Annotated in this window: 20 protein-coding genes; 14 read left to right on the forward strand and 6 right to left on the reverse strand. The window is 57.7% G+C overall.

Features of this window, described 5'->3' with window-relative positions; all coding sequences use genetic code 11:
• Complete coding sequence (locus tag ATY80_RS00170; protein WP_088690507.1) at window positions 1–666, reverse strand: response regulator; 666 nt, start codon at window positions 664–666, stop codon at window positions 1–3.
• Window positions 667–1,237: 571 nt separating this feature from the next.
• Here ATY80_RS00170 and ATY80_RS00175 point away from each other — a divergent pair.
• Both ATY80_RS00175 and ATY80_RS00180 read left to right on the forward strand, forming a co-directional pair.
• Entirely contained in the window at window positions 1,238–1,495 is a 258-nt protein-coding gene (locus tag ATY80_RS00175; protein ID WP_141105527.1) for a hypothetical protein, read from the forward strand.
• 366 nt (window positions 1,496–1,861) lie between these two features.
• On the forward strand, window positions 1,862–2,734 hold the full coding sequence (locus ATY80_RS00180; RefSeq protein ID WP_088690509.1) for an MBL fold metallo-hydrolase: 873 nt from the start codon (window positions 1,862–1,864) through the stop codon (window positions 2,732–2,734).
• Window positions 2,735–2,821: 87 nt separating this feature from the next.
• Here the strand turns inward: ATY80_RS00180 and ATY80_RS00185 are convergent, their stop codons facing one another.
• The 3 genes from ATY80_RS00185 to ATY80_RS00195 all read right to left on the reverse strand — a co-directional run bounded on the left by ATY80_RS00185 (window position 2,822) and on the right by ATY80_RS00195 (window position 5,979).
• On the reverse strand, window positions 2,822–3,670 hold the full coding sequence (locus tag ATY80_RS00185; protein ID WP_088690510.1) for a carbohydrate ABC transporter permease: 849 nt from the start codon (window positions 3,668–3,670) through the stop codon (window positions 2,822–2,824).
• Window positions 3,663–4,601, reverse strand: coding sequence for a sugar ABC transporter permease (locus ATY80_RS00190; protein ID WP_088690511.1), 939 nt, complete (start codon window positions 4,599–4,601; stop codon window positions 3,663–3,665). Before ATY80_RS00190 ends, ATY80_RS00185 begins: the two co-directional genes overlap by 8 nt.
• 70 nt (window positions 4,602–4,671) lie before the next feature.
• Entirely contained in the window at window positions 4,672–5,979 is a 1,308-nt protein-coding gene (locus ATY80_RS00195; RefSeq protein WP_088690512.1) for an extracellular solute-binding protein, read from the reverse strand.
• A 214-nt stretch (window positions 5,980–6,193) separates the two neighbouring features.
• On the opposite strand from ATY80_RS00195, the gene ATY80_RS00200 reads away from it, so the two are divergent.
• The 3 genes from ATY80_RS00200 to ATY80_RS00210 are packed head-to-tail and all read left to right on the forward strand — an operon-like array spanning window position 6,194 to window position 9,187.
• Window positions 6,194–7,393 carry an ROK family transcriptional regulator gene (locus ATY80_RS00200; RefSeq protein WP_088690513.1) on the forward strand — a complete coding sequence of 400 codons (1,200 nt, stop codon included), beginning with the start codon at window positions 6,194–6,196 and terminating at the stop codon, window positions 7,391–7,393.
• Window positions 7,394–7,427: 34 nt separating this feature from the next.
• Complete coding sequence (locus ATY80_RS00205; RefSeq protein WP_088690514.1) at window positions 7,428–8,528, forward strand: Gfo/Idh/MocA family oxidoreductase; 1,101 nt, start codon at window positions 7,428–7,430, stop codon at window positions 8,526–8,528.
• A gap of 17 nt (window positions 8,529–8,545) precedes the next feature.
• Window positions 8,546–9,187 carry a ThuA domain-containing protein gene (locus tag ATY80_RS00210; protein ID WP_088690515.1) on the forward strand — a complete coding sequence of 214 codons (642 nt, stop codon included), beginning with the start codon at window positions 8,546–8,548 and terminating at the stop codon, window positions 9,185–9,187.
• A gap of 80 nt (window positions 9,188–9,267) precedes the next feature.
• Here the strand turns inward: ATY80_RS00210 and ATY80_RS00215 are convergent, their stop codons facing one another.
• Window positions 9,268–10,521, reverse strand: a complete 1,254-nt coding sequence (locus ATY80_RS00215; RefSeq protein WP_088690516.1) for a D-amino acid dehydrogenase — start codon at window positions 10,519–10,521, stop codon at window positions 9,268–9,270.
• A gap of 553 nt (window positions 10,522–11,074) precedes the next feature.
• Between ATY80_RS00215 and ATY80_RS00220 the strand changes: the two genes are divergently transcribed.
• The gene (locus ATY80_RS00220) at window positions 11,075–12,397 is read left to right on the forward strand and encodes a mechanosensitive ion channel domain-containing protein (RefSeq protein WP_088690517.1); all 1,323 of its coding nucleotides are present in this window, start codon (window positions 11,075–11,077) and stop codon (window positions 12,395–12,397) included.
• A gap of 379 nt (window positions 12,398–12,776) precedes the next feature.
• On the opposite strand, the gene ATY80_RS00230 is transcribed toward ATY80_RS00220, so the two are convergent.
• Window positions 12,777–13,796: a LacI family DNA-binding transcriptional regulator gene (locus ATY80_RS00230; RefSeq protein ID WP_088690518.1), complete on the reverse strand. Its 1,020-nt coding sequence runs from the start codon at window positions 13,794–13,796 to the stop codon at window positions 12,777–12,779.
• Between the two features lie 172 nt (window positions 13,797–13,968).
• Here ATY80_RS00230 and ATY80_RS00235 point away from each other — a divergent pair, with 172 nt between their 5' ends.
• From ATY80_RS00235 to ATY80_RS28475, 8 genes are all read left to right on the forward strand, one after another.
• A complete protein-coding gene (locus tag ATY80_RS00235; protein ID WP_088691427.1) occupies window positions 13,969–15,228 on the forward strand; it encodes a sugar ABC transporter substrate-binding protein in 1,260 nt (419 codons plus the stop codon).
• Window positions 15,229–15,296: 68 nt separating this feature from the next.
• Window positions 15,297–16,178 (forward strand): sugar ABC transporter permease, encoded by an 882-nt coding sequence (locus tag ATY80_RS00240; protein WP_088690519.1) that lies wholly within the window; start codon window positions 15,297–15,299, stop codon window positions 16,176–16,178.
• Window positions 16,171–17,007 (forward strand): carbohydrate ABC transporter permease, encoded by an 837-nt coding sequence (locus ATY80_RS00245; RefSeq protein WP_088690520.1) that lies wholly within the window; start codon window positions 16,171–16,173, stop codon window positions 17,005–17,007. Before ATY80_RS00240 ends, ATY80_RS00245 begins: the two co-directional genes overlap by 8 nt.
• A 13-nt stretch (window positions 17,008–17,020) precedes the next feature.
• Window positions 17,021–18,163, forward strand: a complete 1,143-nt coding sequence (ugpC, locus tag ATY80_RS00250; RefSeq protein WP_088690521.1) for a sn-glycerol-3-phosphate ABC transporter ATP-binding protein UgpC — start codon at window positions 17,021–17,023, stop codon at window positions 18,161–18,163.
• A 67-nt stretch (window positions 18,164–18,230) separates the two neighbouring features.
• Window positions 18,231–19,598 carry a NosD domain-containing protein gene (locus ATY80_RS00255; RefSeq protein ID WP_189637088.1) on the forward strand — a complete coding sequence of 456 codons (1,368 nt, stop codon included), beginning with the start codon at window positions 18,231–18,233 and terminating at the stop codon, window positions 19,596–19,598.
• Between the two features lie 257 nt (window positions 19,599–19,855).
• Window positions 19,856–21,565 carry a glycoside hydrolase family 32 protein gene (locus ATY80_RS00260; protein ID WP_088690523.1) on the forward strand — a complete coding sequence of 570 codons (1,710 nt, stop codon included), beginning with the start codon at window positions 19,856–19,858 and terminating at the stop codon, window positions 21,563–21,565.
• Window positions 21,566–22,035: 470 nt separating this feature from the next.
• Complete coding sequence (locus tag ATY80_RS00270; protein WP_088690525.1) at window positions 22,036–23,544, forward strand: arylsulfatase; 1,509 nt, start codon at window positions 22,036–22,038, stop codon at window positions 23,542–23,544.
• Window positions 23,545–23,823: 279 nt separating this feature from the next.
• On the forward strand, window positions 23,824–23,952 hold the full coding sequence (locus tag ATY80_RS28475) for a formylglycine-generating enzyme family protein (protein WP_141105536.1): 129 nt from the start codon (window positions 23,824–23,826) through the stop codon (window positions 23,950–23,952).
• The last annotated feature ends 97 nt before the right edge of the window (window positions 23,953–24,049 follow it).

Genomic DNA, 24,049 nt, shown 5'->3' on the forward strand with positions numbered 1-24,049 from the left:
TCAAGGCGCCCTCAGCATGTATCCGAGGCCTCTGAGCGTGGCGATCTGAACCGTTCCGCCTTCGAGCTTCTTGCGCACACGATGGACATAGATTTCGATCGCGCTCGGATCCGTCTCGGCGTCGAAACCGAAGACACTCTCCAGAAGTTGGGTCTTGGTCACCGTGGTTCCGGCTTTCAGGATCAAATATTCCAATACGGAATGTTCGCGCGGAGTTAGCTGCAAAGGCTCGCCCTTCAGGCTGAACTGCCGGGTGGCGCTGTTGAGCACGAGATCGCCGACGGCTATTGCCGGATTCGCCTGGTCGTGCCCTCGCCGGATCAGCGCGCGTAGTCGCGCTTCCAGTTCGGCAAGCTCGAAAGGTTTGGCAAGATAATCATCGGCTCCCGTATCGAGGCCTGCCACGCGTCCGTCAAGCGAGGCATTGGCCGTCAAAATGATCACGGGCGTCTTGTTGCCGGCACGGCGGATGCGTTTGAGCAGCGTCATACCATCGACTTTCGGCAGGGAAAGATCGAGGACGACAGCCGCGTAATTTGCGATGGCGAGCAAATGCTCGGCCTCCTCGCCATCATGCGCTGCATCGACAGTGTAGTGCGCCTGCTCAAGCGCCCTCGCCAGCCAACCTGCCAGCTCGTGATTGTCCTCAACGATTAACAGTCTCATTTGCCGTCGTCCTTCGTACCCACGAAGATTAGGAAAAAAGTCTTGCAAATGCAATTTGTTGGGGTCGACAGAGACAGCGATCCATATGGAATTCCAGCTGATGGATCAGCAGATTATCGCAGGAAAACGCCTGTTGTATTGGCCTCCTCACCAAAGGGATCCTGCCAGGAACTGAGGCGCGGATTCCAGCTTCCCGCTTGTTCTTCTCCTCTTCTACCCCATGCAACCCGCAACGCCCTTTTAAAGCAAGGCTATCAGACTATCTGGTCATGGAGTGGCCTTCTGGCGGCGAGGTCCTACATAATTGCGTAGATTGCTTGTGCGGTTATCGGCGCGGATTTTAGGTTTCGCACGCGAGCCACGATCCTGGCAGATTTGTCGAAACATTCCACGTGACTGCCAACTGCACCAGCCTACCCCGACCCTTTGCCTACCGCTTATTCTCCCTTTTCCTGTCTTGCTTCAATGTTTAAGGCAGCTCACCATGAATGACGCGACCTGTTGGGCCATCGCCGTTGCCGGACCGGCCCAGTTACGCGCGGTTCTCCCCTTCAGCAGAAGGATCGGTGCGATGCACAAAGACCAAACTGTCCAAAGTTGGTACGAGGTGGGCAAGAAGCAAGGCGTGCGCGCAGGCAGGCTCGGCGGAGAGGTTCAGCGCCACCAATATGATTTCGATGACGAGGAGGAGAACGCCGACTGGATCGAAGGAGTGCTGGAGGGCGTTCTGTCCGTTGGAGCAAGGATCGCCGCTGTCACCAGCGTTCAGGACCTCATGCTTGGGTCCAAGGGCGGGCCCATTCAGGTCATCAAAGTGGCGCGTCGTTAGACTTCTTGCCAAGGGCTGTCCGTTCGACCGCTGCCTTGTCGCGTGATGACTGCCAGCAAGGCACGGCCCGCACCGGATTGCGCAAGCTGGCGCCACGGCATGCGTCGAAAGGCGACCGGGCACCTATCCTCGGCCAGCGTGATTGGGTGTGCTCTTCAAGCCGATGAGACTGAAGATGTCTCGACCATGAAATGCGTCGTTTCGTGCGCGCAGGCGGTTTGGTGACGATTGAGCACGCGGCATCAGCCGACGACAAAACCACAACGGGTGTTGGCAAAGCCCTCGCTCACGAGAATTCGATGTGATCGTTCAGGAGATAGGGCATAAGACGTTAGATCGTCTGCACGTCATGAAAGGATTGCAATCATGCTCGGCTCCAAAACGTCCCTCTTAGCCTGCTTCGCCCTTGCCACTGCACTGGCTACGCCCGCGTCCGCTCAGATGCCGCAGCAGCAGCCCGATTCGAAATCCTTCAAGCTCGGCTCATTCGACATTGTGGCATTGCATGATGCGCAGTTCGTCAGGCCGAACGACAATACGATATTCGGTGTCGATCGTAGCGCTGAAGAAGTCGCAGACGTGCTAAGGGCCGCAGGTGCGCCAACGGACACCATTACCCTCAGCGTCGACGCATTGCTGGTGAAGCAGCCAAAGCGGCTGATCCTCATCGACACGGGCGTCGGCGGAGCGCTTCAACAGTCACTGCTTCAGGCAGGCTTCAAGCCGGAAGACGTGACCGACGTTCTGATCACCCACTCCCATCCCGACCACATGGGCGGTCTCGTCAAGGGCGGCAATCTGGCCTTTCCCAAGGCGACCATCCGCATGTCGTCGCCCGAGTGGGCCTTCGCCCAGAAGAACGATCAGCTCGCTGAGGTCGTCAAGGCAATCGACGGGCACGTCAAGACCTTCAAGCCGGGCGCCGAGGTCGTCTCCGGCATTACCTCCGTCGGTTTGAAAGGACACACGCCCGGCCATGTCGGCTACGAGATGGTTTCCGGCAAGGAGAAACTGTTCGACATCGGCGATACCGTGCACAGCTCGATCATATCGCTTGCGAGACCAGATTGGCCGCTCGGGTTCGACAACGACGCTGCTGTCGGCGAGGAAACCCGTATTAAAACCCTGAAAAAGCTTGCCACATCGAAGGAACTCATCTTTGCCCCTCACTTTCCGTTCCCCGGTGTCGGCCATATTCAGTCCGATGGGGATCACTTCAAGTGGGTTCCCGCATCGTAAGCTTGGCATATGCTGTCACCGGCTTCCCTCATTGCTGAAGGCCACTTCGCCTTCGGCTGATGCTCGGCGTCATCTTCTGCCGGCGCGTCAAGATTTGACCGCGCCGGCAGTCAAGCCTGCGATGATATGCTTCTGTGCCAGGAAGAAGACGATGATCGTCGGCATGATCGTCAACGTGATGAACGCAAGCACCAGCTGCCAGGCGGTGCCGAACTCACCGCGATAGACCATGATACCGAGCGGCCACGGATACATTGTCTCAGAGTTCAGCATGATCAACGGTAGAATATAGCTGTTCCAGCTGCCGACGAAGGAAATGATGCTGACGGTTGCGATGATCGGCCGCGAGAGCGGCAGCGAGATATGCCAGAAGAACCGGATGTAGCCACAGCCGTCGACGATTGCGGCCTGGAACAATTCTTCCGGGAGGTTGCGAAAATAGTTTCGGAACAAGAGAATGCTCATGCCGAGGCCAAAGGCGACCTGGGGCAAGACCACGCCCCAGTAGGAATTCAACAAGCCCAGGTCGCGGATCCGGATAAACAAAGGCAGGATGGCGGTTGCGGCCGGAAACATCAGGCCGATCAGAAAATAGTTGAGCATGAAGCCGGCACCGAAGAATTTCACATGCGCGAAGGTGAAGGCGGCCATGGCCGAGACGGAAACGGTCAGGCAGACCGTCAACGTTGCAATGATCAGCGAGTTCATCATCTGCCGCCAGTAGCGGTCTCCGAAGAGAATGTCGGTATAATTTTCAGGGTGCCATGCAACTGGCAGTCCGAAGGGGTTGGTGCGCAGATCGCCGAGGTCCTTGAAGCCGCCAAGCGCTGTCGTCAGGAGCGGCACCAGCACGATTGCGGCAATGATCGTCAGCGAAACGTAGAGGTAGATCTTTGTGCCGGCAGCGATCCGGGCAGTTGAGGCCATATCAGTCATTGCGCATGAATATCCGTTTGTAGCCGAAGGCCAATGTCACACAGATGACGAACAGGACGACGCCGACGGCGCTGCCAAGACCGACCTGCATGCGCGTGACACCAAAGTTGAACAGGAAGGTGACCATGGTCTGTGTCGCGTTGAATGGCCCGCCGCCAGTCAGCGGCATGATGAGGTCGAACAGTTGCAATGAGCCAACGACTGCGAAAAAGACGGACAGGCGCACGGTCGAGCCAAGAAGCGGCAGGGTGATATAGCGGAAGCGTTGCCAGCCATTTGCACCGTCGATTTCGGCCGCCTCCAGCACGCTCTTGTCGAGCGACTGTAGTCCGGCGATGAACAGCATCATGTGAAAGCCGAAATACTTCCAGACGACAACAGCCAGGACCGCATAGATTGCCAGGTCCTTGTCCGCCAGGACATAAGGGGTCTCAACGCCGATGAGGTGGGCAGCCGAGGCAAACAAACCATAGTCGCCATCATAGACGAAGCGCCAGATGAGGCCGGCCGCGACCTCCGCCAGAACGTAGGGCAGGAAGAAGATCAGACGGAAGAGGACGACACCGGCAATCCGGTGAGCGAGCATCATCGCCAGCCAGATGGCAAGCGGTATCTGGATCAGGATCGAAATGACGATGATCAGGGCGTTGTTTTTCAACGCCGTCAGGAAGGCACTGTTCTTGAACAGCACTTCGAAATTCCGCATTCCGACGAACTGCGTCGGCAGACCGTACCCATCCCATTTGTAGAGGCTGTACCAGGCCGCCTCCCCCATCGGCAGGATGACGAAAACGGAAAACAGCAGCAGTGCTGGCGGCAAAAACAGAATAAGGACCGGCAGGCGCCGCGCCAGACTAGGATCCTTGCTGCGCACCGACGATCTGACAGTCGGGCGCGCACGCACGAGGCTTGTCGCGCTGATGGTGGTCATTAGGGCCGATCCCCCCTTTACCCAGATTGAGGGCGGCGCGAAAACCTGCTCCGCGCCGCGGCGGTCTTGATCAGAGCTGATCCTGCTCGAAGGCGTCCTGGATCTGCTGAGCGCCGTCGGCAGGGCTCATCTGACCCGATACGATGGCAACGGAGACATCGTTGACCACGCGACCAACAGACGGGCCGAGATCCTGATCGAAGAAGTTCTGGTGCCACGTCGAATGCGCAAGCTGTTCAGCGGCCTGATGCATCAAGGGATTGGTCACGCCGTCTTGTGCGCCGACCGCAACCGGAATGAGCATGCCGGCCTTGGCCATCGCGCGCTCGTTTTCCGCGCTCGTCAGATAGGCCAGGAAATCAAGCGTTTCGGGTGGGGCCTTCTTGGTCACGGCCCAGCCATTCAGGCCACCAAGCGTGTCGGTTACGGCCCCCGCGCCGCCGCCGACAGCTGGGAACGCAAAACGGCCGATATTGTCGGGATCGAGCCCTTTGCCGTCGCCGGAATTGGTGCGTTGGTTGGCAGCAGTGTTTTCGAAACCAAGGATCATCGCGGCCTTGCCGTCACCGAAGACACCGAGAGCCTGGGGCCAGGTGGCTCCGAGGTAGCCAGGCTGGAACGGTTCGAGCTTGCCGAGTTCGGCCAGTTGTTCGCCGGCCTTGATGATGGCCGGATCGTTAAATCCCTCGCCCTGTCCGTTCTTGGCCGCATCGAAAACCTTCTGGCCGCCGTCGCGCATGACGAGGTAGCTCCAGTAGAAATGGATCGGCCATTTTTCGCCACCACCGCCCGCGATCGGAACGATGCCGGCATCCTTCAGCTTCTTGACGACGGCAAGATAGTCGTCCCAGGATTTGATTGACGCTGCATCGACACCGGCTTTTGCAAACATCTGCTTGTTATAGAAGAAGGAAACCGTACCCATCTTGTAGGGAACCGCACCGATCTTGCCGTCGAAAGTCAGGCCGTTGATGGAGGCCGGATTATAGCTCTTCAGCCAGGCGCCATCCTTGGCCTTCATGGCTTCGCTCAAGTCCAGCAGCGTGCCGGTGGCAAGCTGCTGCTTCAGGACGCCGCCGCCCCAGGAGAAGAACAGGTCCGGGGCATCGCTCGATTGCAGCAGCGTCGGAAGCTTCGCCTTGAAGGCTTCGTTTTCCAGAAACTGCATTTGGATCTTCACCCCGGGGTGCTCAGCCTCGTACTTGTCCGCGATCTTCTTCCACACCGCCAGATAGTTCGGGTCGATTTCAAGATGCAGCCACTTGATGGTGGTTGCTGCGGCACTTCCCGCAGCAATCAAAAGCGCCAGCCCGGTGGCGGCGGCGCGCGCAACGAAACGGCTGCGAAGCGAGGTCCTTGCCTTGATATGATCAAACATGATTTCTCCTCCAGAAAGGGCAAAAATCGTCCTCTTCAATTTTTCCCTTATGCGGATTAAATCATCGGGAGGTTTTGGCGAATGTCAACTCCCCTCCCCGAAATTGGCAAATTTGGCTTGACAGGTGGGGTCGCCCAAGCGCTATTTAATTCGCATACCGTTTAAAATCTGACCCCGCGACCTTGCGGGGATATCGAAGAGCCCGCAACACCTCATGAAGACCGCAGATCCGGAATTGATGCGCGCGATCAACCGCTTGAACGTGCTGGATACGATCCGCCGTCACGGCCCCATATCGCGTGTCGAGATCAGCGAGCGGACACAATTGTCGACGACCACGGTTTCAGCGATCACCGCCTCGCTGCTCGACGATGGCCTGATCCTGCCGCGCCATGAAGGCGATATTCGCAACGAGGCGTCCCGCGGTCGACCGCGCGTCATGCTCGAGCTCAACCCGGATGCTGCGCGCGTGGTTGGCGCCAAGATCGCGGCCAACCGTCTCGTTTTCGTGGTCACCGATTTTCGCGGTGACGTGCTATCGAAACTCACGCTTCCCATTCGCATCGATCGCCAACCGATCGGCGTTATCGCCGATCTCGTCGAGGATGGCGTGCGCCGCTGTGTGGTCGATGCCGGGCTCTCGCTCGAAGATGTCGATAGTGTTTGCCTTGGCCTCCCGGGCGTCATCGAACATCGCACCGGCCATATCCGCAGCAGCCCGATCTTTCGCGACACGAATGTCGACTTTGCCAGCGAGATGACGGCCAGGCTCAACACTGCGACCATCGTCGAAAGCGATGCGCATGCCATTACGCTTGCCCATCACTGGTTCGGCCAGGCGCGTGATCTGGAGGACATGGTCCTGATCTCGCTCGAGCAGACCCTTGGACTGGGCGTGCTCCATGACAATCAGCTGTTTCGCGGCGCCGGCGGCCTCAGCCACAATCTTGGCGACCTGGTGCTCGGGATGGGACCGCGCGGCATCGTGCGACTGTCGAGCCAGGCTGGCGAAAGCGAGATCCTCGGCGAGCAGCCGGCCAGCGGCCGGTTTGCCGAAGCCATCCGGCTTGGACGGGGAATGACGCACGCCCAGGCGCTTATCAAGGCCGAAGACGACACATTGATCAGCGCTGCAATCCGTGCCGGAGAAGCCGTCGGCGTGGCGATCGCCAATATCGTCACCCTGTTTGCACCACCAAGGGTGATCCTTGTGGGCTCCAGTCTTGCGCTCGGCGAGCCGTTTCTTAACAGCCTGCGAAAGGCCTATGCGCTCGCCGTGCCGCCGTCCCTGAAGGGCGTTGCCGAACTCGTCTTCGACGACTCGACCGATGACTTCTGGGCGCAAGGGGCGGCCGCGGTGGCGCTTTACGAACTCTACGAGTCGCCGTGGAACACCACCGGTCCGGCGATCTAGAAGGCAAAATCACGACATTCAACGGGAGGAAATCATGGAACCAGTCGGTATCGGCATCATTGGCTGCGGCAACATCTCCGGCGCCTATCTGAAGGCGATGGCATCGTTTCCGATCCTTGCCGTCAAGGGTGTTGCTGACCTCAACCATGACATGGCCTTGGCTAAAGCGGCCGAGTTTAACGTGCCGGCAAGAAAGATCGATGAACTGTTTGCCGATCCCAGCGTCGAGATCATCGTCAACCTGACGGTGCCCAAGGCGCATGTCGCCGTTGGTCTGCAGGCGCTTGAGGCAGGCAAGCACACTTATTCGGAAAAGCCGCTTGGGATCAATTTTGCGGAAGGCAAGCGACTTGCGCAGGCAGCAAAAGCCAAGGACTTGCGTATCGGTGCTGCGCCCGACACCTTTCTCGGCGGCGGGCATCAGAGCGCGCGCGCACTCCTCGATCAGGGCGTGATTGGCCAACCGGTCGGTGGAACCGCGACCTTCATGTGCCCAGGTCATGAGCGCTGGCATCCCAATCCCGCCTTTTATTACGACGTTGGCGGCGGACCGATGCTCGATATGGGTCCCTATTACATCACCGATCTCGTCAACCTTTTTGGACCCGTTGCACAGGTCGCGAGCTTTGCGGTCACGCCGCGCAAGGAGCGCGTCATTACCAGCGAACCGAGAAACGGCGAGCATATTCCGGTACATGTGCCAACCCATGTGGCAGGTCTCATGGCCTTTGCTAATGGCGCAGTCGTTCAGATCGGCATGAGCTTCGACGTCGCCGGCCACAAGCACGTGCCGCTTGAGATTTACGGGACCGAAGGCACACTGATTGTGCCCGATCCGAACCATTTTGGCGGTGACGTGGAACTCCTGAAGAAGGGGGGAACGTTCGAGCAGCAGCAACTGACAGCACCTTATGCCGACGGCAATTACCGCTCGATCGGTGTCGCGGACCTCGCTTATGCCGTTCGCAACAACCGACCGCATCGCGCCAACGGCGATCTGGCTCTGCATGTCCTTGAAGTCATGGAAGCCTTCGACACGGCCTCGAGGAGCGGCCGCACGGTCGCCATTATAACGCAAACCGAGCGGCCGATGCCGCTGTCCCAGTCGCTCGTTGACGGGCGTCTGGCCAAGTAACCATCAGGAGGAAGAGTATGCGTGAAGCACTGATCGTCTGGGGCGGATGGAGTGGCCACGAGCCGCAGGAATGCGCAGCAATCATCAAGGACATGCTGGAGGAAGATGGGTTCAAGGTCTACGTCGAACACACGACCGAAGCCTTTGCAGACCCATCGGTCCATGATCTCAGCCTCGTCGTACCGATCGTAACGATGTCGAAAATCGAAAAGGAAGAGATCAAGAACCTTGCGGCTGCGATCGAGGGTGGCGTCGGCCTTGCGGGCTACCATGGCGGGGCGGGCGACAGCTTTCGCGAGTGCGTGGAGTATCAGTTCATCGTCGGCGGCCAGTGGGTCGCCCATCCAGGCAACATCATCGACTACACGGTCAATATCACCCGGCCCGACGATCCCGTCATGGAGGGCATTAGCGACTTTCCATACACCTCCGAGCAATATTACATGCATGTCGACCCCTCGAACGAGGTGCTGGCGACGACGCGCTTCAACGGCGAACACGCCTATTGGATCGACGGCGTCGAGATGCCTGTCGCCTGGAAGCGCAAATATGGCAAGGGACGTGTTTTTTATTCTTCACTTGGCCATCAGGCCAAGGAATTCTCGGTGCCGCAGATGAAGACGATTTTCCGTCGCGGTGCGAACTGGGCAGCGCGCTGAGCGCCAGTTCAGAAAATACCGGCACTGCCGTTTGGAGCCGGTATTTTGTCAAGATAGCGTAGGAATTACCCCTGCGTATGTCAGCCGTAGCGGCCGAGATCCAAGCCCTCGGTCGATATTTGCGGTTTCGCCTTGTTGACAAGGTCGGTCAGTACGCGGCCGGAGCCGCAGGCCATCGTCCAGCCAAGCGTGCCATGGCCAGAGTTGAGGTAGAGGTTGTCATAGACCGTCTTGCCGATAATTGGCGTTCCGTCGGGCGTCATCGGTCGCAGTCCGCACCAGAACTGCGCCTTGCTCTGGTCCCCTGCTCCGCCGAACAGATCCTCGACCGAATGCGCAAGTGTTGCCTTACGATTGCCAGGCAAGTCCTTGTTGAAACGCGCGATTTCGGCCATACCCCCGACGCGGATGCGATCGCCAAGACGGGTGATGGCGATCTTGAAGGTTTCATCCATGATCGTCGAGACCGGTGCCCGGCTCTCGTCGACGACCGGAACCGTGATCGAGTATCCCTTGACCGGATATATCGGGACCTTCAGTCCGAGCGGTTTCAACAGAATTGGCGTGTAGCTGCCGAACGCAGCGACGAAGACGTCGCTGGCAAAAGCACCGTGTGAGGTTACAACCGCCTTGATGCGGTTGTTTTCGATAAGCAGCCTGTGGACCTCTGCCCCGTAGACGAACCGCACACCCAATGCCTGCGCCCGCTTTGCGAGTTCGTTTGTAAATTTGAAGCAATCGCCCGTTTCGTCGTTGGGCAGGCGCAAACCGCCGACGATCTTATGCTTGACGGGCGCCAGTCCCGGTTCGGCCGCGACACATCCTGCCGTGTCGAGTACCTCGAACGGCACACCGTCTTTTACGAGGACCTCGATGTCTTTTGTAATCGAGTCGAGCTGCCTTTGCGTGCGAAAAAGCTGCAGGGTCCCCTGGGTCCGCTCGTCGTAGGCGATGCCGGTCTCGTCACGCAGTTCAATCAGGCAGTCGCGGCTGTATTCTGCAAGGCGGACCATACGGCTCTTGTTGATCGCGTAACGCGCCGAAGTGCAGTTGCGCAGCATCGCCGACATCCAGGCCCAGGTGGCCGGGTCGAATGTCGGACGTATGATCAAGGGCGCGTGCTTCATGAACAGCCATTTGATGGCCTTTTGGGGAATCCCGGGTGCGGCCCAAGGGGATGCATAACCGGGCGAGATCTCGCCGGCATTGGCGTAGCTGGTTTCCAGCGCCGGCCCGCTCTGGCGCTCCAGCACCGTTACTTCATGTCCCGATTTCGCCAGATAGTAGGCCGTGGTGACGCCGATAACGCCAGCGCCCAAGACAGTGATCTTCATTATGCACCCCGAAAACAGAAAGACGTCAGGTCAGATGTAACGGCATTGAAGGCGATGACCCAATAGAACTTCGCAAGAGACGGTGTTGGCGTCTGCAGCCGAAGCGCGGCAGTTTTCGCACGCCGTTTCCGCCGATGCTGCTGTCCATGATTGACCCAACCTTACCTAAGGCGAGGATATCGCTCGCCCAACGAACGTTTCACGCAATTCGTCATGGAATCCAGTAATTAGTCTCAAGTCTTTGCAATTTTCATTACCTCGTTGAGAGTTTCGTGCAAATGACGGATTAGTCGTCGCTGCTCTTGCGAGAGGATGTGAATCCACCCCGCATTATGGCAACCGGGTGAGTCACAATCTGTTGAAACGAAGCCCAGGACAGGCCGACCAGCGCGGCCGCCCTTCCGCAGTCTGTCGATTTTGCCTGCTTGAGTTGGGGCGCAGAAGAATTCCACCTCGCATCCACTTTCAGGCTGGACAAACGGCCCTTGCAACTCGGATTTGAACAAAACCCCGCCTCCGCTGGTTATTCTTGCAAAATCGCGAGAAGACGACGATGGATTTCCTAGAGGCGGTCAACGCTGCCGGATCCTGGCTTCAGGTTTTCCTTCTCAATGAATGGACGCTCTATCAGTGCGCCCTGATTGTCGCTGCTTACCTGGTTTCGGGCTTGCTGGAAAAAAGGATCGAGCCGGCACTGGAATCGCGCGCTCGCACCATCAAGGGAAATCCGGATCTGCTTCGCGTCATCATCGCTTTCATGCGGCGAACACGCTGGCTCTTTCTGATTGTGCTACTGGCGATCGCTGATGCGGTGCTGTTGCAATTTGCGTGGCCATCGCATCGGTGGCTGGTGGCAACAGCCCTCACCCTGGTGGTGGCGTGGTTCTTAATCTCGGTCCTCACGCGTATCATCCGAAACCTGATGCTGGCGCGTGTCGTCGCCGCTATCGGCTGGCTCTACTTTGCACTTTATGCGCTTGGGCTGGATAACGCTCTTTTGGCAGCACTCGATGGTATGGCCGTCAATCTCGGGGCCGTTCGCCTTTCAATGCTGCTCGTCTTGAAGGCCATCATCCTTTCCGTCGCTCTGATCTGGCTTGCAGTTCTGATCGGCAACATGTCGTCGAACTGGATCCAGAAGTCAGCGGATCTCACGCCCTCCTTGAAGGTTCTGATCAGCAAACTGATCAAGATAGGGCTCATCGTCTTTGCGGGCGCAGTTGCGTTGTCTGCAACAGGGATCGACCTGACGGCACTCACGGTCTTTTCAGGTGCTATTGGCGTCGGCATTGGTTTTGGCCTGCAGAAGGTCGTCTCCAACTTCATATCCGGCATCATCATCCTGCTCGACAAATCCATCAAACCGGGCGACACGATTACGCTGGGGGAGACCTTCGGCTCCATCCGCGACCTGCGCTCCCGCTTCGTCTCCGTAATAACAAGAGATGGCAAGGAGTACCTCATTCCGAACGAAGACTTCATTTCCGAGCAAGTCGTCAACTGGTCGTTTTCCAGCAATTATGTCCGCATCGAGGTGGATTTCGGAACGTCTTATGACAGCGATCCGCACGAGGTCGCCCGCATCGCGATCGAGGCTGCCAACACCATTCCGCGGGTCGCCAGCACTTACGCCCAGCCGGTCTGCTGGATGACGGCATTCGGGGCATCGTCGCTCGATTTCAAGCTGAGATTCTGGATCCTGGACCCGAACAACGGCCTTACCAACGTGCGCGGTGAAGTCCTCATGGCATTGTGGGATGCGTTCAAGGCAGCCGGCATTTCGATCCCGTTTCCTCATCGCGAAATCATCATGAAGACACCTGTCGAGCTTGCCCGCGCATCTTTTCGGCAACGGCAAGGTGGCAGCAATGTGTGAGGATCACATCGCATTCAAGCTCCGGGGCTTCCTAGCGAAGGCCATGCGGACTTCGCGCGGATAGTTCGGCAGCCGGTGACACTTGCCTTGCGCAACATGCGGCATCGCTGCGCAATGTTGGCCGAAGACCAGGAACTGAGTCCGACCGAGGTGGCGGCTATTCTCGGCATCTCTCGCCCCTAGTCGCCTGGGATACGGCGATGCGGGCCAGGAGCGTCTGCTCGGTGAACTGCGTGCAATCCGGGAGCGGGTGGGCAGACTACCCGAACTGGACAACTGCAGCGATGAAAAGATCATCGGCTATGATGGAATTCCCAACTGATGGTCATCGATATCTCCGCAAATCTCTGATCTAAGCGCTCCCCTTCTTGAGGCCAGACTACAAGGATTGCACCGAAGTTCGCTCGACCAGTTTACAGCGCAGGACGCGATTGCTCGGACGAGCCTTGTTTCCCGCCACCACGCTGTTCAACAAGTCCGCTCCTTCCAGACCTAAATCGTAATAGGGCAAGGCCGCGGTGGTCAGTTCCGGCTTCAGTGCCAGGGACACCGTTCGGAAATCGTCAAAGCCGACGATACTGACATCCTCAGGGATGCGGAGACCCAATGCCATTGCCGCGATGTAGACTTGAATCGTCATTTCGTCATTGCCGCTCATGATTGCAGTCGGTCGATCCTTTTGCTGTAGCATCTCTGTCGCAACGGCAAAGACATAGTTCTTCTCTGCTCCAACTGGTCCTTCCATGCCAAGACGGATACTCAGGTCGCTCTCATGAAGGCCAAAGTCTCCAGCGGTTTTACGGAAAGCATCGAGGCGCAGTTGTGCACCCAACAGGATCGGATTGAGCCGGATGTAGCCGATCTTTCGATGACCCCTGTCAAGCAGATAACGAGTAAGATCTTGCGCGCCCTGGTAGTCATCCGGCTCAATCGACGGGAACAGTTCGTTCGTCTGAGGCCTGCAGTTGATCATCACCGTCGGAATCCGGACATCGCCTGCCTCAGGATCCACAGTGCGACGATACATTGTCACATAAAGTACCCCGTCAATCCGATGGGACTGGAACATTTTCCAGATATCAGCCTCTCTCTTGGACGAACCGCCAGTATTTGCCATGAGGATGGTCTTCCCGTTCGCATTTGCCCAATCCTGTATTCCGCGCACAATGTCGACGGAATAGGGTGTGGTAGACACATAATCCGTGATGATGCCGAAGGTGTTGGATCGGCTCGAGCGTATGAGGCGCGCCGCCATGTTTGGAATATAGCCGAGGTCCCGGATAGCCTTTTCTACTCTCTCGCGGGTCTCTTCAGTCACATAAGGCTCACCGTTAATGACCCGTGAAACTGTTTTGTTGGACACCCCGGCCGCTTTCGCCACGCTGATAATGCTGACCATGTCTCGCCAATCTCCTTGTTGGCAAGCGTTTTAAACGAGTTATATGACAACGTCGACATTTTTCTATGACAACGTCGACAAGCAATGTTGACAACGTCGTCATATCGCGATTATGGTCCTGCAGTGGAGAGCTTGACCCGCCTGTGCTTCGGGCAAAATGTGGGAGGAACTGATGAAGAAACTTTTTGGCGCCAGCGCGCTCGCGCTCATTTGCATTGCGGCCTCCGCACAGGCCGAAACCATCAATGTCCTGGTCGAAGGTGGCGGCGAAATGCTGCAGAAGGCGGTGGCCGAGAAGTTTACCGCCGAAACCGGCGTCGAGGTGAAGTTCACGGTCGTACCCTATCAGGGCGTCTTCGACAAATTCTCGGCCGAGATCGCGTCCGGCTCGTCGGCCTTCGATGTAGTGACGATCGACGTGGTCTGGAACGCGAAGTTCGCAGACCATGTCGACGACCTCTCCACCCTTTTCACAGACGCGGTGCGCAAGGACCTGCCGCCGACGTTGCTTGCCGACGCGACGGTCGGCGGCAAGATGATCGGCGTGCCCACATGGGCCAATGCGGAGATCGTTTTCTATCGCAAGGACCTCTTCGACAAGCCAGAGGAAAAAGAGGCCTTCCAAGCGAAATACGGCTATCCGCTTGCCCCGCCCAGGACCTGGCAGCAGTGGCGCGATATCGCAAAATTCTTCACGCGCGACCTTGACGGAGACGGCAAGGCAGACTTCTGGGGCACCGATACCATCGGCACCTTTTCGGAGGAGTGGATGGCGCACGTGCTGCAAGCGGGTTCGCCCGGCGTAATCCTCGATCATGATAACCATGTGATCATCGACAACGAGGCGCACAGGAAGGCGCTTGAATTCTACATCGCACCCCACTGCACCGATCATTCCGTCCCCGAAAACGTCAACGAAATCGGCTGGGGCGAAGCGCAGAATTTGTTCTATCAGGGCAAGACTGCGATGATGAAATTCTGGGCGCACGCCTACAAGATGACGCCTGCCGACTCCAAAGTCAGCGGCAAGGTCGGCGTCGCGCCCATGCTCGCCGGTGATGCAGGGATCGCGGCAATCCCGGGCCCCTGGTACAACGTTGTCCCCTCGACTTCCCAGCACAAGGACGCGGCGAAGAAATTCATTGCTTTTTCGATCGCCAACAATGCATTGGGTATCGAGGCTCCGCTCGGCCTTGCTGCGACGAACTCGGCCTATAGCAGTTATGCCAGCAAGCCGGGCTACGAACATTTCACGCCGTTGCTTGAGACGCTGGGAGCGCCTGCCACCCAAGGTCGGCCGATGAACGCGAAATACCAGGAAATTGTCGACGAAGCGGTCCTGCCCGCCGTCCAGGCAGCGCTGACCTGCAAGGCAGACGTCGGGGACGTACTGAAGGAAGCCAAGGAAACAATTGAGGACATTCTCAACTAATCCGGCACTTTCCTCAACGTCGCGGGCGGATCTTATGCCACCCGCGCCATCAACTCTCGGAGACGGACATGTCGGGTGAAGACCGATTTGTGCTCTGCATGCTTGCGCCAGCAGTTGTGATCCTCGGCCTGTTGGTCGCTTACCCGGTTGGGCTGCTGATATTCGACTCCTTTTTCAAGGTCGATACGATCACGCCTCAAATACGCGAATGGGTCGGGCTGCAGAATTATGTCGAGGCATTGACGTCGAAACGTGTTGCGCAGAGCGCTCTAAGGACCGTTCAATATTCGATATTCGCGCTGTTCTTCGAGTTCGCCTTCGGTTTTTGCGCCGCACTATTGTTTGCGGCCATGGCCGGGGACTCGCGTTGGCATCGCACGATTTTTGCTCTGCCGCTGATGGTGCCACCTATTGTCGCTGGCCTGCTATGGCGATTTCTTCTGGTCGGCAATATCGGCATCTTGAATTATGGCCTGGCTCGCTTGGGTGTCATCAGCGACCCGAACGCGATCGCATGGCTGTCGAGCGAAGATATCGTCATCTACTCCGTTTCCTTTGCCGACATCTGGCTGACCACCTCTTTTGTCGCTCTCGTATCCTATGCTGGGTTGACGAATGTTCCGAAAGACTTGCTTGAGGCTGCACGCATCGACGGCGCGAATGCCTTAAAGCGGTTCTGGCATGTCACCTTGCCACTGATGCGGCCGGTTATCGCCGTCATCGTCATTGTCCGCGGCGTAGATGCCGCCAAGACGTTCGACCTGATCTGGATACAGACACAGGGTGGCCCCCGCCACGCCTCGGAAGTGTTCTCGATGAACATCTACCAGCGCATGGTGCGTTTCGGCGATCTCGGCGAGGCGTCCGCGTCAGGTACGCTGTTCCTTATTGTTATGATGCTGCTGGCAGCGGCTGCCTATTGGAAGATTTGGAGGCCGGCCCATGCGTAAAGCTCCCCGGTTTCACATCAGTGGAGTCCTGATCAACGCCGCAGCCCTTGTGCTCGTGCTGTCCTATGCGGTGCCCTACATCTATTTGTTGATGACAGCCCTCAAACCGGCCGCCGATGTCCAGCAGATCCCTCCGAGCTTCTTTCCCTCCGTTTTGTCGTTCGAGAACTTTCGCGAGGTACTGCAATCCTCGACCTTGCCGAGAGCGTTCGTCAGTTCCCTCTCCATTGCCGTGCTGACGACCGCACTTTCGCTGTTGGCGGCCGTTCCCGCTGCTTATGTCGCCACGAAGTATCGGCGGCGGATCACGACAGTTTTCCTCCTTTTCGCGCTGGTCACGCGCATGGTGCCGTCTGTGTCACTGGGTGTGCCATTGTTCCAGCTTCTAAAGTCTCTAGGGCTGCTTGATACGATGCCGGGCCTGGTGCTGGCACACACTTCAGCCGCCGTGCCCCTGGCCCTGTTGCTCATGTCCGCCTTCTTCGAAGGCATGCCGAGGGAGCTCGAAGAAGCAGCCCGTATGGATGGCTGCACGCGTTTCCAGGCCTTTCGAAAGATCGTTCTGCCCGTCATGACGGGTGGGATTGCGGTCACCGCCCTCTTCACATTCATCACGAGCTGGAACGAGTTCCTCTACGCGTTGCTGCTGACATCAGAGGCCACAAAAACAGCACCTATCGTCATCGCCGAATACAACTCGGTCTACGGGCTTGCCTGGGGCGCGATGACCGCGGCCGCGGTGCTCTACTCGCTTCCCGTCATCGTCGTAACGCTCGCACTTCAAAAACAGATCGTCGGCGGCCTGACATTTGGCGCTGTCAAAGGATGAGGGAGATAAAAGCATGGCCGGCATAGAGCTGCGCAATATCAACAAGGTCTACGGCAACAAGTTTCACGCCCTCCACGACCTCGACTTCGATATCAGGGATGGCGAGTTTATGGTGTTTGTGGGCCCATCGGGGTGCGGAAAGTCGACGGCGCTCCGCATGATCGCCGGCCTGGAAGGGATCTCCAGCGGCGAACTCTGGATCGGCGACAGGCTTGTGAACCATGTCGATCCCAAGGATCGTGACATCGCCATGGTGTTCCAGTCCTACGCGCTTTATCCCCACAAGACGGTCCGTGACAACATAGCCTTTCCCCTCCAGATGGCGAGACTGCCGAAGACCGAAATCGACAGTCGCGTTGCCGAGGCTGCACGCATACTCGAACTGACCGCTCTGCTGAACCGCAAACCGGCCCTGCTGTCGGGCGGCCAGCGGCAGCGCGTCGCTATGGGACGGGCGATCGTTCGCAAGCCGGCGGCATTCCTGATGGACGAACCGCTTTCCAATCTCGACGCAAAACTGCGCGTGCAGATGCGCGCCGAGATCGCCAGCCTGCAAAGAAAACTGAATGTCACGACAATTTACGTGACCCACGATCAGGTCGAGGCGATGACGATGGGGGACCGGGTAGCTGTCATGAAAGGCGGCGTGCTGCAGCAAGTCGACACGCCGCAAAACCTCTACAATCGCCCCGACAACGTCTTTGTTGCCGCCTTTATCGGATCACCCTCGATGAACTTGTACGAGGCCGTTCTGAATGGAAGGACACTGACGCTCGGCAATAACAGGTTCGAGATCCCTGACCGGGTTTTCGAATGCCGCCCTTCGCTGAACGGCGCGTCTGACCGTCACCTCATTGTCGGCATCCGGCCCGAGCACATGAACGACGCGGCAATCCGGCCTTCTTCGGCCGAGATTTCGGCCACGGTCACTCTCGTCGAGGCGCTTGGTTCTGAATCAATGGTGCACCTGAATATCGACGCACCTTGGGTGGATGCGGGCGACCCGGATGCCGCAGCCGACATCGGCGCCGATAAAGCTGCTGTCGCCCGTTTTTCTCCGAAGAGCACGGTACGTGCAGGTGACATCGCACGCATTGCTGTCGATGCCGAGGAACTTCACTTCTTTGAACCGGACATCCGCACCAGCATCTGGTGATGGTACAGCCAGGAGAAAAACAAGAATGACCAGCCGATCTGTCGCCACCAATCGCCCGCAACCAACAATGGTTAGCGAAAACTATTACGACGTAACGAAGTATCCCGACGGAAACCCGTATGAGGATATTGGCGCGGTCATCAATGGCATAATTGCCGACATCAAAATGAGGCAGCCGGTTTCCGATCTGAATGATGGCGGAAAACCCGGAGCCGTCATCTATATACCGCCAGGCGATTATCATCTTGTCACTCAGGTCGTCATAGACGTGAGCTATCTGAAAATTGTCGGCTCTGGACACGGTTTTACGTCTTCGAGCATCCGTTTCAACACGCCCGCTAGCGAGCTGGCACAGTGGCGCGAAGTATGGCCGGGCGGCAGTCGCATACTTGCCGGGATTTCTCCAGAAGCCGCCCTTGGTGGGTCTGCCGGAGCCGCGTTCTACGTCAGGCGGAGCGGAAATCCTCGTATCAGCTCGGTGGAGTTTGCCGACTTTTGCATCGACGGCTTGCACTTCATTGACGATGGTTCGGGGCAAAATGATGCAGAAAATACATACAAGAATGGCAAGACGGGCATCTATGTCGACAGCGCCAACGACTCATTTCGCATCACGGGGATGGGCCTCATCTATTTGGAGCATGGAATCACTGTCCACGACGCAGACGCGCTAGCGATAGATAACAACTTCATTGCAGAGTGCGGCAGCTGTATCGAATTGAAAGGGATGGGCCAGGCGTCAAGAATAGCGAATAATTTCGTCGGAGCCGGCTATCAGGGACATTCCATTTATGCGGAAAATTACGGTGGCATCCTGGTCTCCTCAAACAACGTCTTTCCGCGAGGCGCCAGCAGCGTCTCTTTTTCCGGCGTCGTTCGTTCCTCGGTCACAGGAAACAGGTTCCATTCCTTTTATCCCGGAATGTTGGTTTTTGCTGATAACTGCTGCGAGAATTTGGTTTCTTCAAACCACTTTTTGCGAGATCGCGAGCCATGGGCGCCGATGCAGAAGTACGATAACGGCTTGGACGATCTGTTTGGACTTTTGCATATTGACGGCAGCAACAACTCGGTCATTGCGAACCACATCTCCGAAACAATAGATACCCAGCATATCAAGCCTCTCGCCGTAAAGCCTGTAATTATCAATGTGGTTTCCGGTAGCGGCAATTACATAGCCAATAATCACATTGTGGCGACAACTGAAACATCGCAAATCAATGTCGCACCAAACAGCGCCTGCTTTTCTACACAAGTGGGCGCATTGCTTTCAACGACCAATCTGAAGGCACTCGAAGTAACGGCAGTCCGGGTACAAGAGGGATCGGTAAAGAATACGGTCCTGGATTCAGGCAGCGACGAAGAGGTTGAGATGGACAGAACGATGAATGCATTCAGGGCCACGCCGGCTCTTGGGCAAGACCGTCGTAGCTAGATCGTCTGTCGACAATTCAAATGATGACCGGAGCTTGTTCATGAGGCATCAAGTGGAAGACTGACGAAGCAAAGCTGTTCCCGCCCTTCGGTGTCGCTTGGACTTTGAAGCCGCGGGCGACGGCTTTTTCGCTTCGACGCAGCCGCTAACCGAAATCGGCCGGGATCACCGCACCGTCAACGTCGTGGAGCCGCCCGGTTCGGACCAAGGCCTGAGCTGCGCCATTCTTAGACAATATCCGCTTTCGGGAGAAGACTATGCGAAGGCAAGACATGCGACTGGAGCTCGGGACACGGATTGAATTCTGGGCAAGATCGAAGAAACCGGGCTTGGACGAATTCCAATTTCGCATTTTGCAGGGTGACCAGGTGTTGTGGGCGGTAAAACGCTTCTCGGAGTTTTCGGAATTTTACAGCTACCATCATCGCGAGGCGGGGGCGGTTGAGTTCGAATGGGATGAAAGCGGAACAGAATTCACCTGGGCCTATGCTTATAATCCGCGGTCGGTCTCAAACACCGGTATCACGGTTCTAGAATTCGGGGAACAACTGGTCGAGCGCACCGGACCCGAAATCGACGACTGGTGTAAGGCCGACCCGCAACGGCCATGCCTGCACTTCTCGCCCGTGAAAAACTGGATGAATGATCCTAACGGGTTGTGCAAGATTGGCGATGTGTGGCATCTGTTCTACCAGTTCCATCCAGGCGGCACGGATTGGGGCCCCATGCATTGGGGGCATGCCACCAGCCGCGACCTATGTGCGTGGCTTCACATGCCGGTCTTCTTGCGACCGGAACAGAACCTTCCCCGTCTTGGTGCGACCGGCGGGGCGTTTTCGGGGAGCGCGTTCAGGGATCGGGACGGGACGATAAAGTTCTTTTACACGGAGCGCTTGCCCGCCTACGATCTCTTTACCGGTTACCGCGAAGTCCAGAAGATCGCCGAACCCGGCCGCGACCTCATCAAGGCCGAGCGGATCACGACGGTGCTGGAGATCCGTCCGGAAGGCGTGAAGCATGATTTCCGCGATCCGAAAGTCTGGTGGGACGAAGCAGCCAACGCCTATCGGATGATCCTTGGGGCATCGATTGATGGCGATCCGGCGGTGCTGCTTTATGGCTCCGACGATGAACTCGATTGGCAATATCTGGGCCCGCTTTATCGCGCGCCCGTCAATTTCCGCAAAGAAGGCGCCCGCGCCGTGGAATGCCCGGACTTCTTTCGGCTGCAGGACAAGTGGGTTTTGATCATGGGCTTCGTGGGCCATATCGAACCAATGACGCGGCGTCACAATCTCCTCTATGCCCTGATCGGTGAGTTTACCGACGACCAGTTCGTGCCTGACAGGCCCGAGCTGCAATTGCTGGATTTCGGGACTGACTATTACGCAATGCAGAGTTTCGAAGCAGAAGGGCGTCAGATCGCATTTGCATGGCTTTTCAACTGGGAAGACCGCAAGCCAGCCGGCTCAGCCTATTCCGGTGAGATGTCCCTGCCCCGTGTTCTAAGTCTCAGTGAGGACAAGAAGAAGATATGCATGCGGCCAGCGATCGAAGTCGACGAGCACTTTGTCGCCATCCCTGTCGCCGAGGAGCAAAGCGGTGATTACCCACTGCCGAGCGGTCCAATCGAGATCCGGCTTTGCGGACCGCTGCAGGGCAGCAAGCTGATCGCGACGAAAAGCGGCGAACTTGCCTTCGAGGTGATCGTCGCCGACGGTATCCTTTCGATCCGGCTCGCCCAGGACGATGGCTCGATCCGATATGTGGCGGAGCTTGGTGGCGGGGATGACCTTCGTCTATTTCATGACCGCGGCATCGTCGAGATTTTCGCTGACGACGGAGCGGTTTGTGGAACCCGCCGAGGTTACGCCAATATCGAACCGGATCAGCTCGAAATCTCATCTTCTGCATTGGTGCAGGTTTTTGAAAGGCGGTCGAAATGGCTCTGTGCTGCGGCGCGCTGAAGGTTCTGCAAATCTCCCAGAGAATGGGGCCAGGGCAGCTCGGCAATGTCAACGCCACCTATTCGCCAGCAAGGCCGAGCGAGACGGTGAGCGAAGTTGATGGCAATGCCAAGCGCCGGCCGACCCGGCCCAGCAGCGAGGCACGACGGGATCAACCCGGGTAACACCATTTCGCTTTCCATGACCGTCGCGGGAACTCTCGGATTGAACAAGTACTGAGGAAAGTTTGCCGGCCCTCGCCTTCATTTCGGGCGCCGCCGCAATATGCTAGCCTGCGAAGGTCGGCGCGCATGTGCCGGGTGGCACAGGGGCTTTGATACAGAGATAGGAGCGAGGGGCATTTTTAAAGCTCGCCAGCCCGGAATTTTTACTTGGGTCTCAGGACAGCCATACCTTGAGGGGTGACAATCATCAAACTGTGCTTGCGCGAAATGCCGGACAAACCGCTGTGCAAGGGGGAGACAGAACTGATGGACAAGAACGCTGATAACAAGGGCGGTCATATCGGCCAAAAAAGGCTTACGCGCCGGGCAATGCTCACGACTGGCAGCTCGCTGGCGGCGGTTCAACTTGCCGGCAGGGTTGGTGTGCGCGGATTGGCCGCCGTGCTTGCTTCCGGAACGGCCGCGTTGGCACAGTCGGCCAGGCCCAATATTGTTTTCATCCTGGCCGACGATTTGGGCTGGAAGGATGTCGGATTTCACGGCTCTGACATAAAGACGCCAAACATCGACGAACTGGCGGAGAAAGGCGCCCGGCTCGAGCAATACTATGCCCAGCCAATGTGCACGCCCACCCGGGCGGCGTTCATGACGGGCCGCTACCCGTTCCGCTACGGCCTGCAGACCGCCGTCATCCCCCAAGGGGGTACCTACGGTCTGGCGCTCGACGACTATCTCTTGCCGGAAATACTGAAGGAGGCAGGCTATGCCACCGCCGCGAGCGGCAAGTGGCACCTCGGTCACGCGAAAACGGCGTTCTGGCCGCGCCAACGCGGATTCGATTCATTTTATGGTGCTCTGCTTGGCGAGATCGATCACTTCACGCACAAGTCGGCAAACGGTAATGCGGACTGGTACCGGAACAACGACGCCATCGAGGAGGAAGGGTTCGACAACATCCTCTTCGCTAGCGAAGCCGTGCGAGTGATCAACGGGCACGGTCAGTCAAAACCTTTGTTCCTCTATCTGGCCTTCACGTCGCCGCATACGCCCTTCCAGGCGCCGAAGGAATATCTTGAACGCAACAGCCATATCGCCGACGAGAGCCGGCGAAACTATGCAGCGATGATCTCGGTGATGGATGACGGCATCGGCAGGGTCGTCGATGCTCTCGAAACGCGTGGCATGCGCGACAATACGCTCATTGTCTTTCACAGCGACAACGGCGGTGTGGTCAATGCTTTCTTTGCGGGGGAAAGCGACGTCAAGGGCAAGCTTCCGGCCGACAACGGTCCTTACCGCGAGGGCAAGGGGACGACCTATGAAGGAGGTACGCGTGTCGTTGGCCTGGTCAACTGGCCGGGAAAGATCGAGCCTGGCACGGCCGACGGAATGATGCATGTGGTTGACATGTACCCGACCTTGGCGTCTCTGGCCGGCGCTGAGCTCGGCAAGAACAAGCCGCTGGACGGGATGGACATGTGGCCGATGCTTGGCGAAGGAAAGCCATCGCCACGCACCGAGATCGTCTACAACATCGAACCAATGACGGCCGCCGTGCGCCAGGGCGATTGGAAGCTGGTGTGGAAGACGACGTTGCCCCCGAAAGTCGAACTCTTCGATCTTTCGAAGGATACGTCGGAGACCACAAACCTTGCCGATCAGAACCCCGACATGGTGCAGAAACTGCAGGCGCGGGTCATCGAGCTCGCCTCTGAGATGTCTCCTCCCCTCATCCTGCAGGACGCCGTGCGGTTGCTCTTGCACTCGGACACCGTGCTGCCCGACGCGGCCGAAATGTTCAATGTCGGAGATTGAGTGATTGGGCGGTTCATTCAAAGGGCGAGCGGCGTGCTGGGACCGTTTCGTTCCCTCGGGGGCGGTGTGTGAACACGTTGTACCCGCCCAATCGGTCTGAGACATGACTGACACCCTCGCGGCATGGGCGCCGGTTTCCGGCATCCCATCCGACCAAAGGGGCATTCGGCATGCCTTGCTCGGCAGATATGCTTGCGCCCGCCTCGTGTGTTTTCAAGAAACCGCGTATCCGGCCGATTTGAATGGACCGGCGAGTGGCTGGCTGCCTGATCACCCGGTATCGCCTTTCAGGACGCGGTCGTCGCCTATGCGGAATGGGCCGGAAAGGAACCCTGTGAAGGCCAGCAGGAGCTCGCCGGCCGCGGCGGGCTGGATCGTACCGAGTTCGTCTGGGGTGACGACCCCTGAGGGCCAGCAGATGGCCAAAACGTCGTTGCGGGCATGTATCACCGAGACGACAACGCGGGCGACAAGTGGACTTCACCGGTGGGCGAATTTCCATCCA

The organism is Rhizobium sp. R711 (genome assembly GCF_002211365.1).
Lineage (GTDB): Bacteria > Pseudomonadota > Alphaproteobacteria > Rhizobiales > Rhizobiaceae > Rhizobium.

What these genes read in the sequence shown, in the direction of transcription:
- ATY80_RS00170 (WP_088690507.1), bottom strand. Translation starts at nt 666, where the DNA reads ATGAGACTGTTAATCGTTGAGGACAATCACGAGCTGGCAGGTTGGCTG.
- ATY80_RS00175 (WP_141105527.1), top strand. Translation starts at nt 1,238, where the DNA reads ATGCACAAAGACCAAACTGTCCAAAGTTGGTACGAGGTGGGCAAGAAG.
- ATY80_RS00180 (WP_088690509.1), top strand. Translation starts at nt 1,862, where the DNA reads ATGCTCGGCTCCAAAACGTCCCTCTTAGCCTGCTTCGCCCTTGCCACT.
- ATY80_RS00185 (WP_088690510.1), bottom strand. Translation starts at nt 3,670, where the DNA reads ATGACTGATATGGCCTCAACTGCCCGGATCGCTGCCGGCACAAAGATC.
- ATY80_RS00190 (WP_088690511.1), bottom strand. Translation starts at nt 4,601, where the DNA reads ATGACCACCATCAGCGCGACAAGCCTCGTGCGTGCGCGCCCGACTGTC.
- ATY80_RS00195 (WP_088690512.1), bottom strand. Translation starts at nt 5,979, where the DNA reads ATGTTTGATCATATCAAGGCAAGGACCTCGCTTCGCAGCCGTTTCGTT.
- ATY80_RS00200 (WP_088690513.1), top strand. Translation starts at nt 6,194, where the DNA reads ATGAAGACCGCAGATCCGGAATTGATGCGCGCGATCAACCGCTTGAAC.
- ATY80_RS00205 (WP_088690514.1), top strand. Translation starts at nt 7,428, where the DNA reads ATGGAACCAGTCGGTATCGGCATCATTGGCTGCGGCAACATCTCCGGC.
- ATY80_RS00210 (WP_088690515.1), top strand. Translation starts at nt 8,546, where the DNA reads ATGCGTGAAGCACTGATCGTCTGGGGCGGATGGAGTGGCCACGAGCCG.
- ATY80_RS00215 (WP_088690516.1), bottom strand. Translation starts at nt 10,521, where the DNA reads ATGAAGATCACTGTCTTGGGCGCTGGCGTTATCGGCGTCACCACGGCC.
- ATY80_RS00220 (WP_088690517.1), top strand. Translation starts at nt 11,075, where the DNA reads ATGGATTTCCTAGAGGCGGTCAACGCTGCCGGATCCTGGCTTCAGGTT.
- ATY80_RS00230 (WP_088690518.1), bottom strand. Translation starts at nt 13,796, where the DNA reads ATGGTCAGCATTATCAGCGTGGCGAAAGCGGCCGGGGTGTCCAACAAA.
- ATY80_RS00235 (WP_088691427.1), top strand. Translation starts at nt 13,969, where the DNA reads ATGAAGAAACTTTTTGGCGCCAGCGCGCTCGCGCTCATTTGCATTGCG.
- ATY80_RS00240 (WP_088690519.1), top strand. Translation starts at nt 15,297, where the DNA reads ATGTCGGGTGAAGACCGATTTGTGCTCTGCATGCTTGCGCCAGCAGTT.
- ATY80_RS00245 (WP_088690520.1), top strand. Translation starts at nt 16,171, where the DNA reads ATGCGTAAAGCTCCCCGGTTTCACATCAGTGGAGTCCTGATCAACGCC.
- ugpC (WP_088690521.1), top strand. Translation starts at nt 17,021, where the DNA reads ATGGCCGGCATAGAGCTGCGCAATATCAACAAGGTCTACGGCAACAAG.
- ATY80_RS00255 (WP_189637088.1), top strand. Translation starts at nt 18,231, where the DNA reads ATGGTTAGCGAAAACTATTACGACGTAACGAAGTATCCCGACGGAAAC.
- ATY80_RS00260 (WP_088690523.1), top strand. Translation starts at nt 19,856, where the DNA reads ATGCGAAGGCAAGACATGCGACTGGAGCTCGGGACACGGATTGAATTC.
- ATY80_RS00270 (WP_088690525.1), top strand. Translation starts at nt 22,036, where the DNA reads ATGGACAAGAACGCTGATAACAAGGGCGGTCATATCGGCCAAAAAAGG.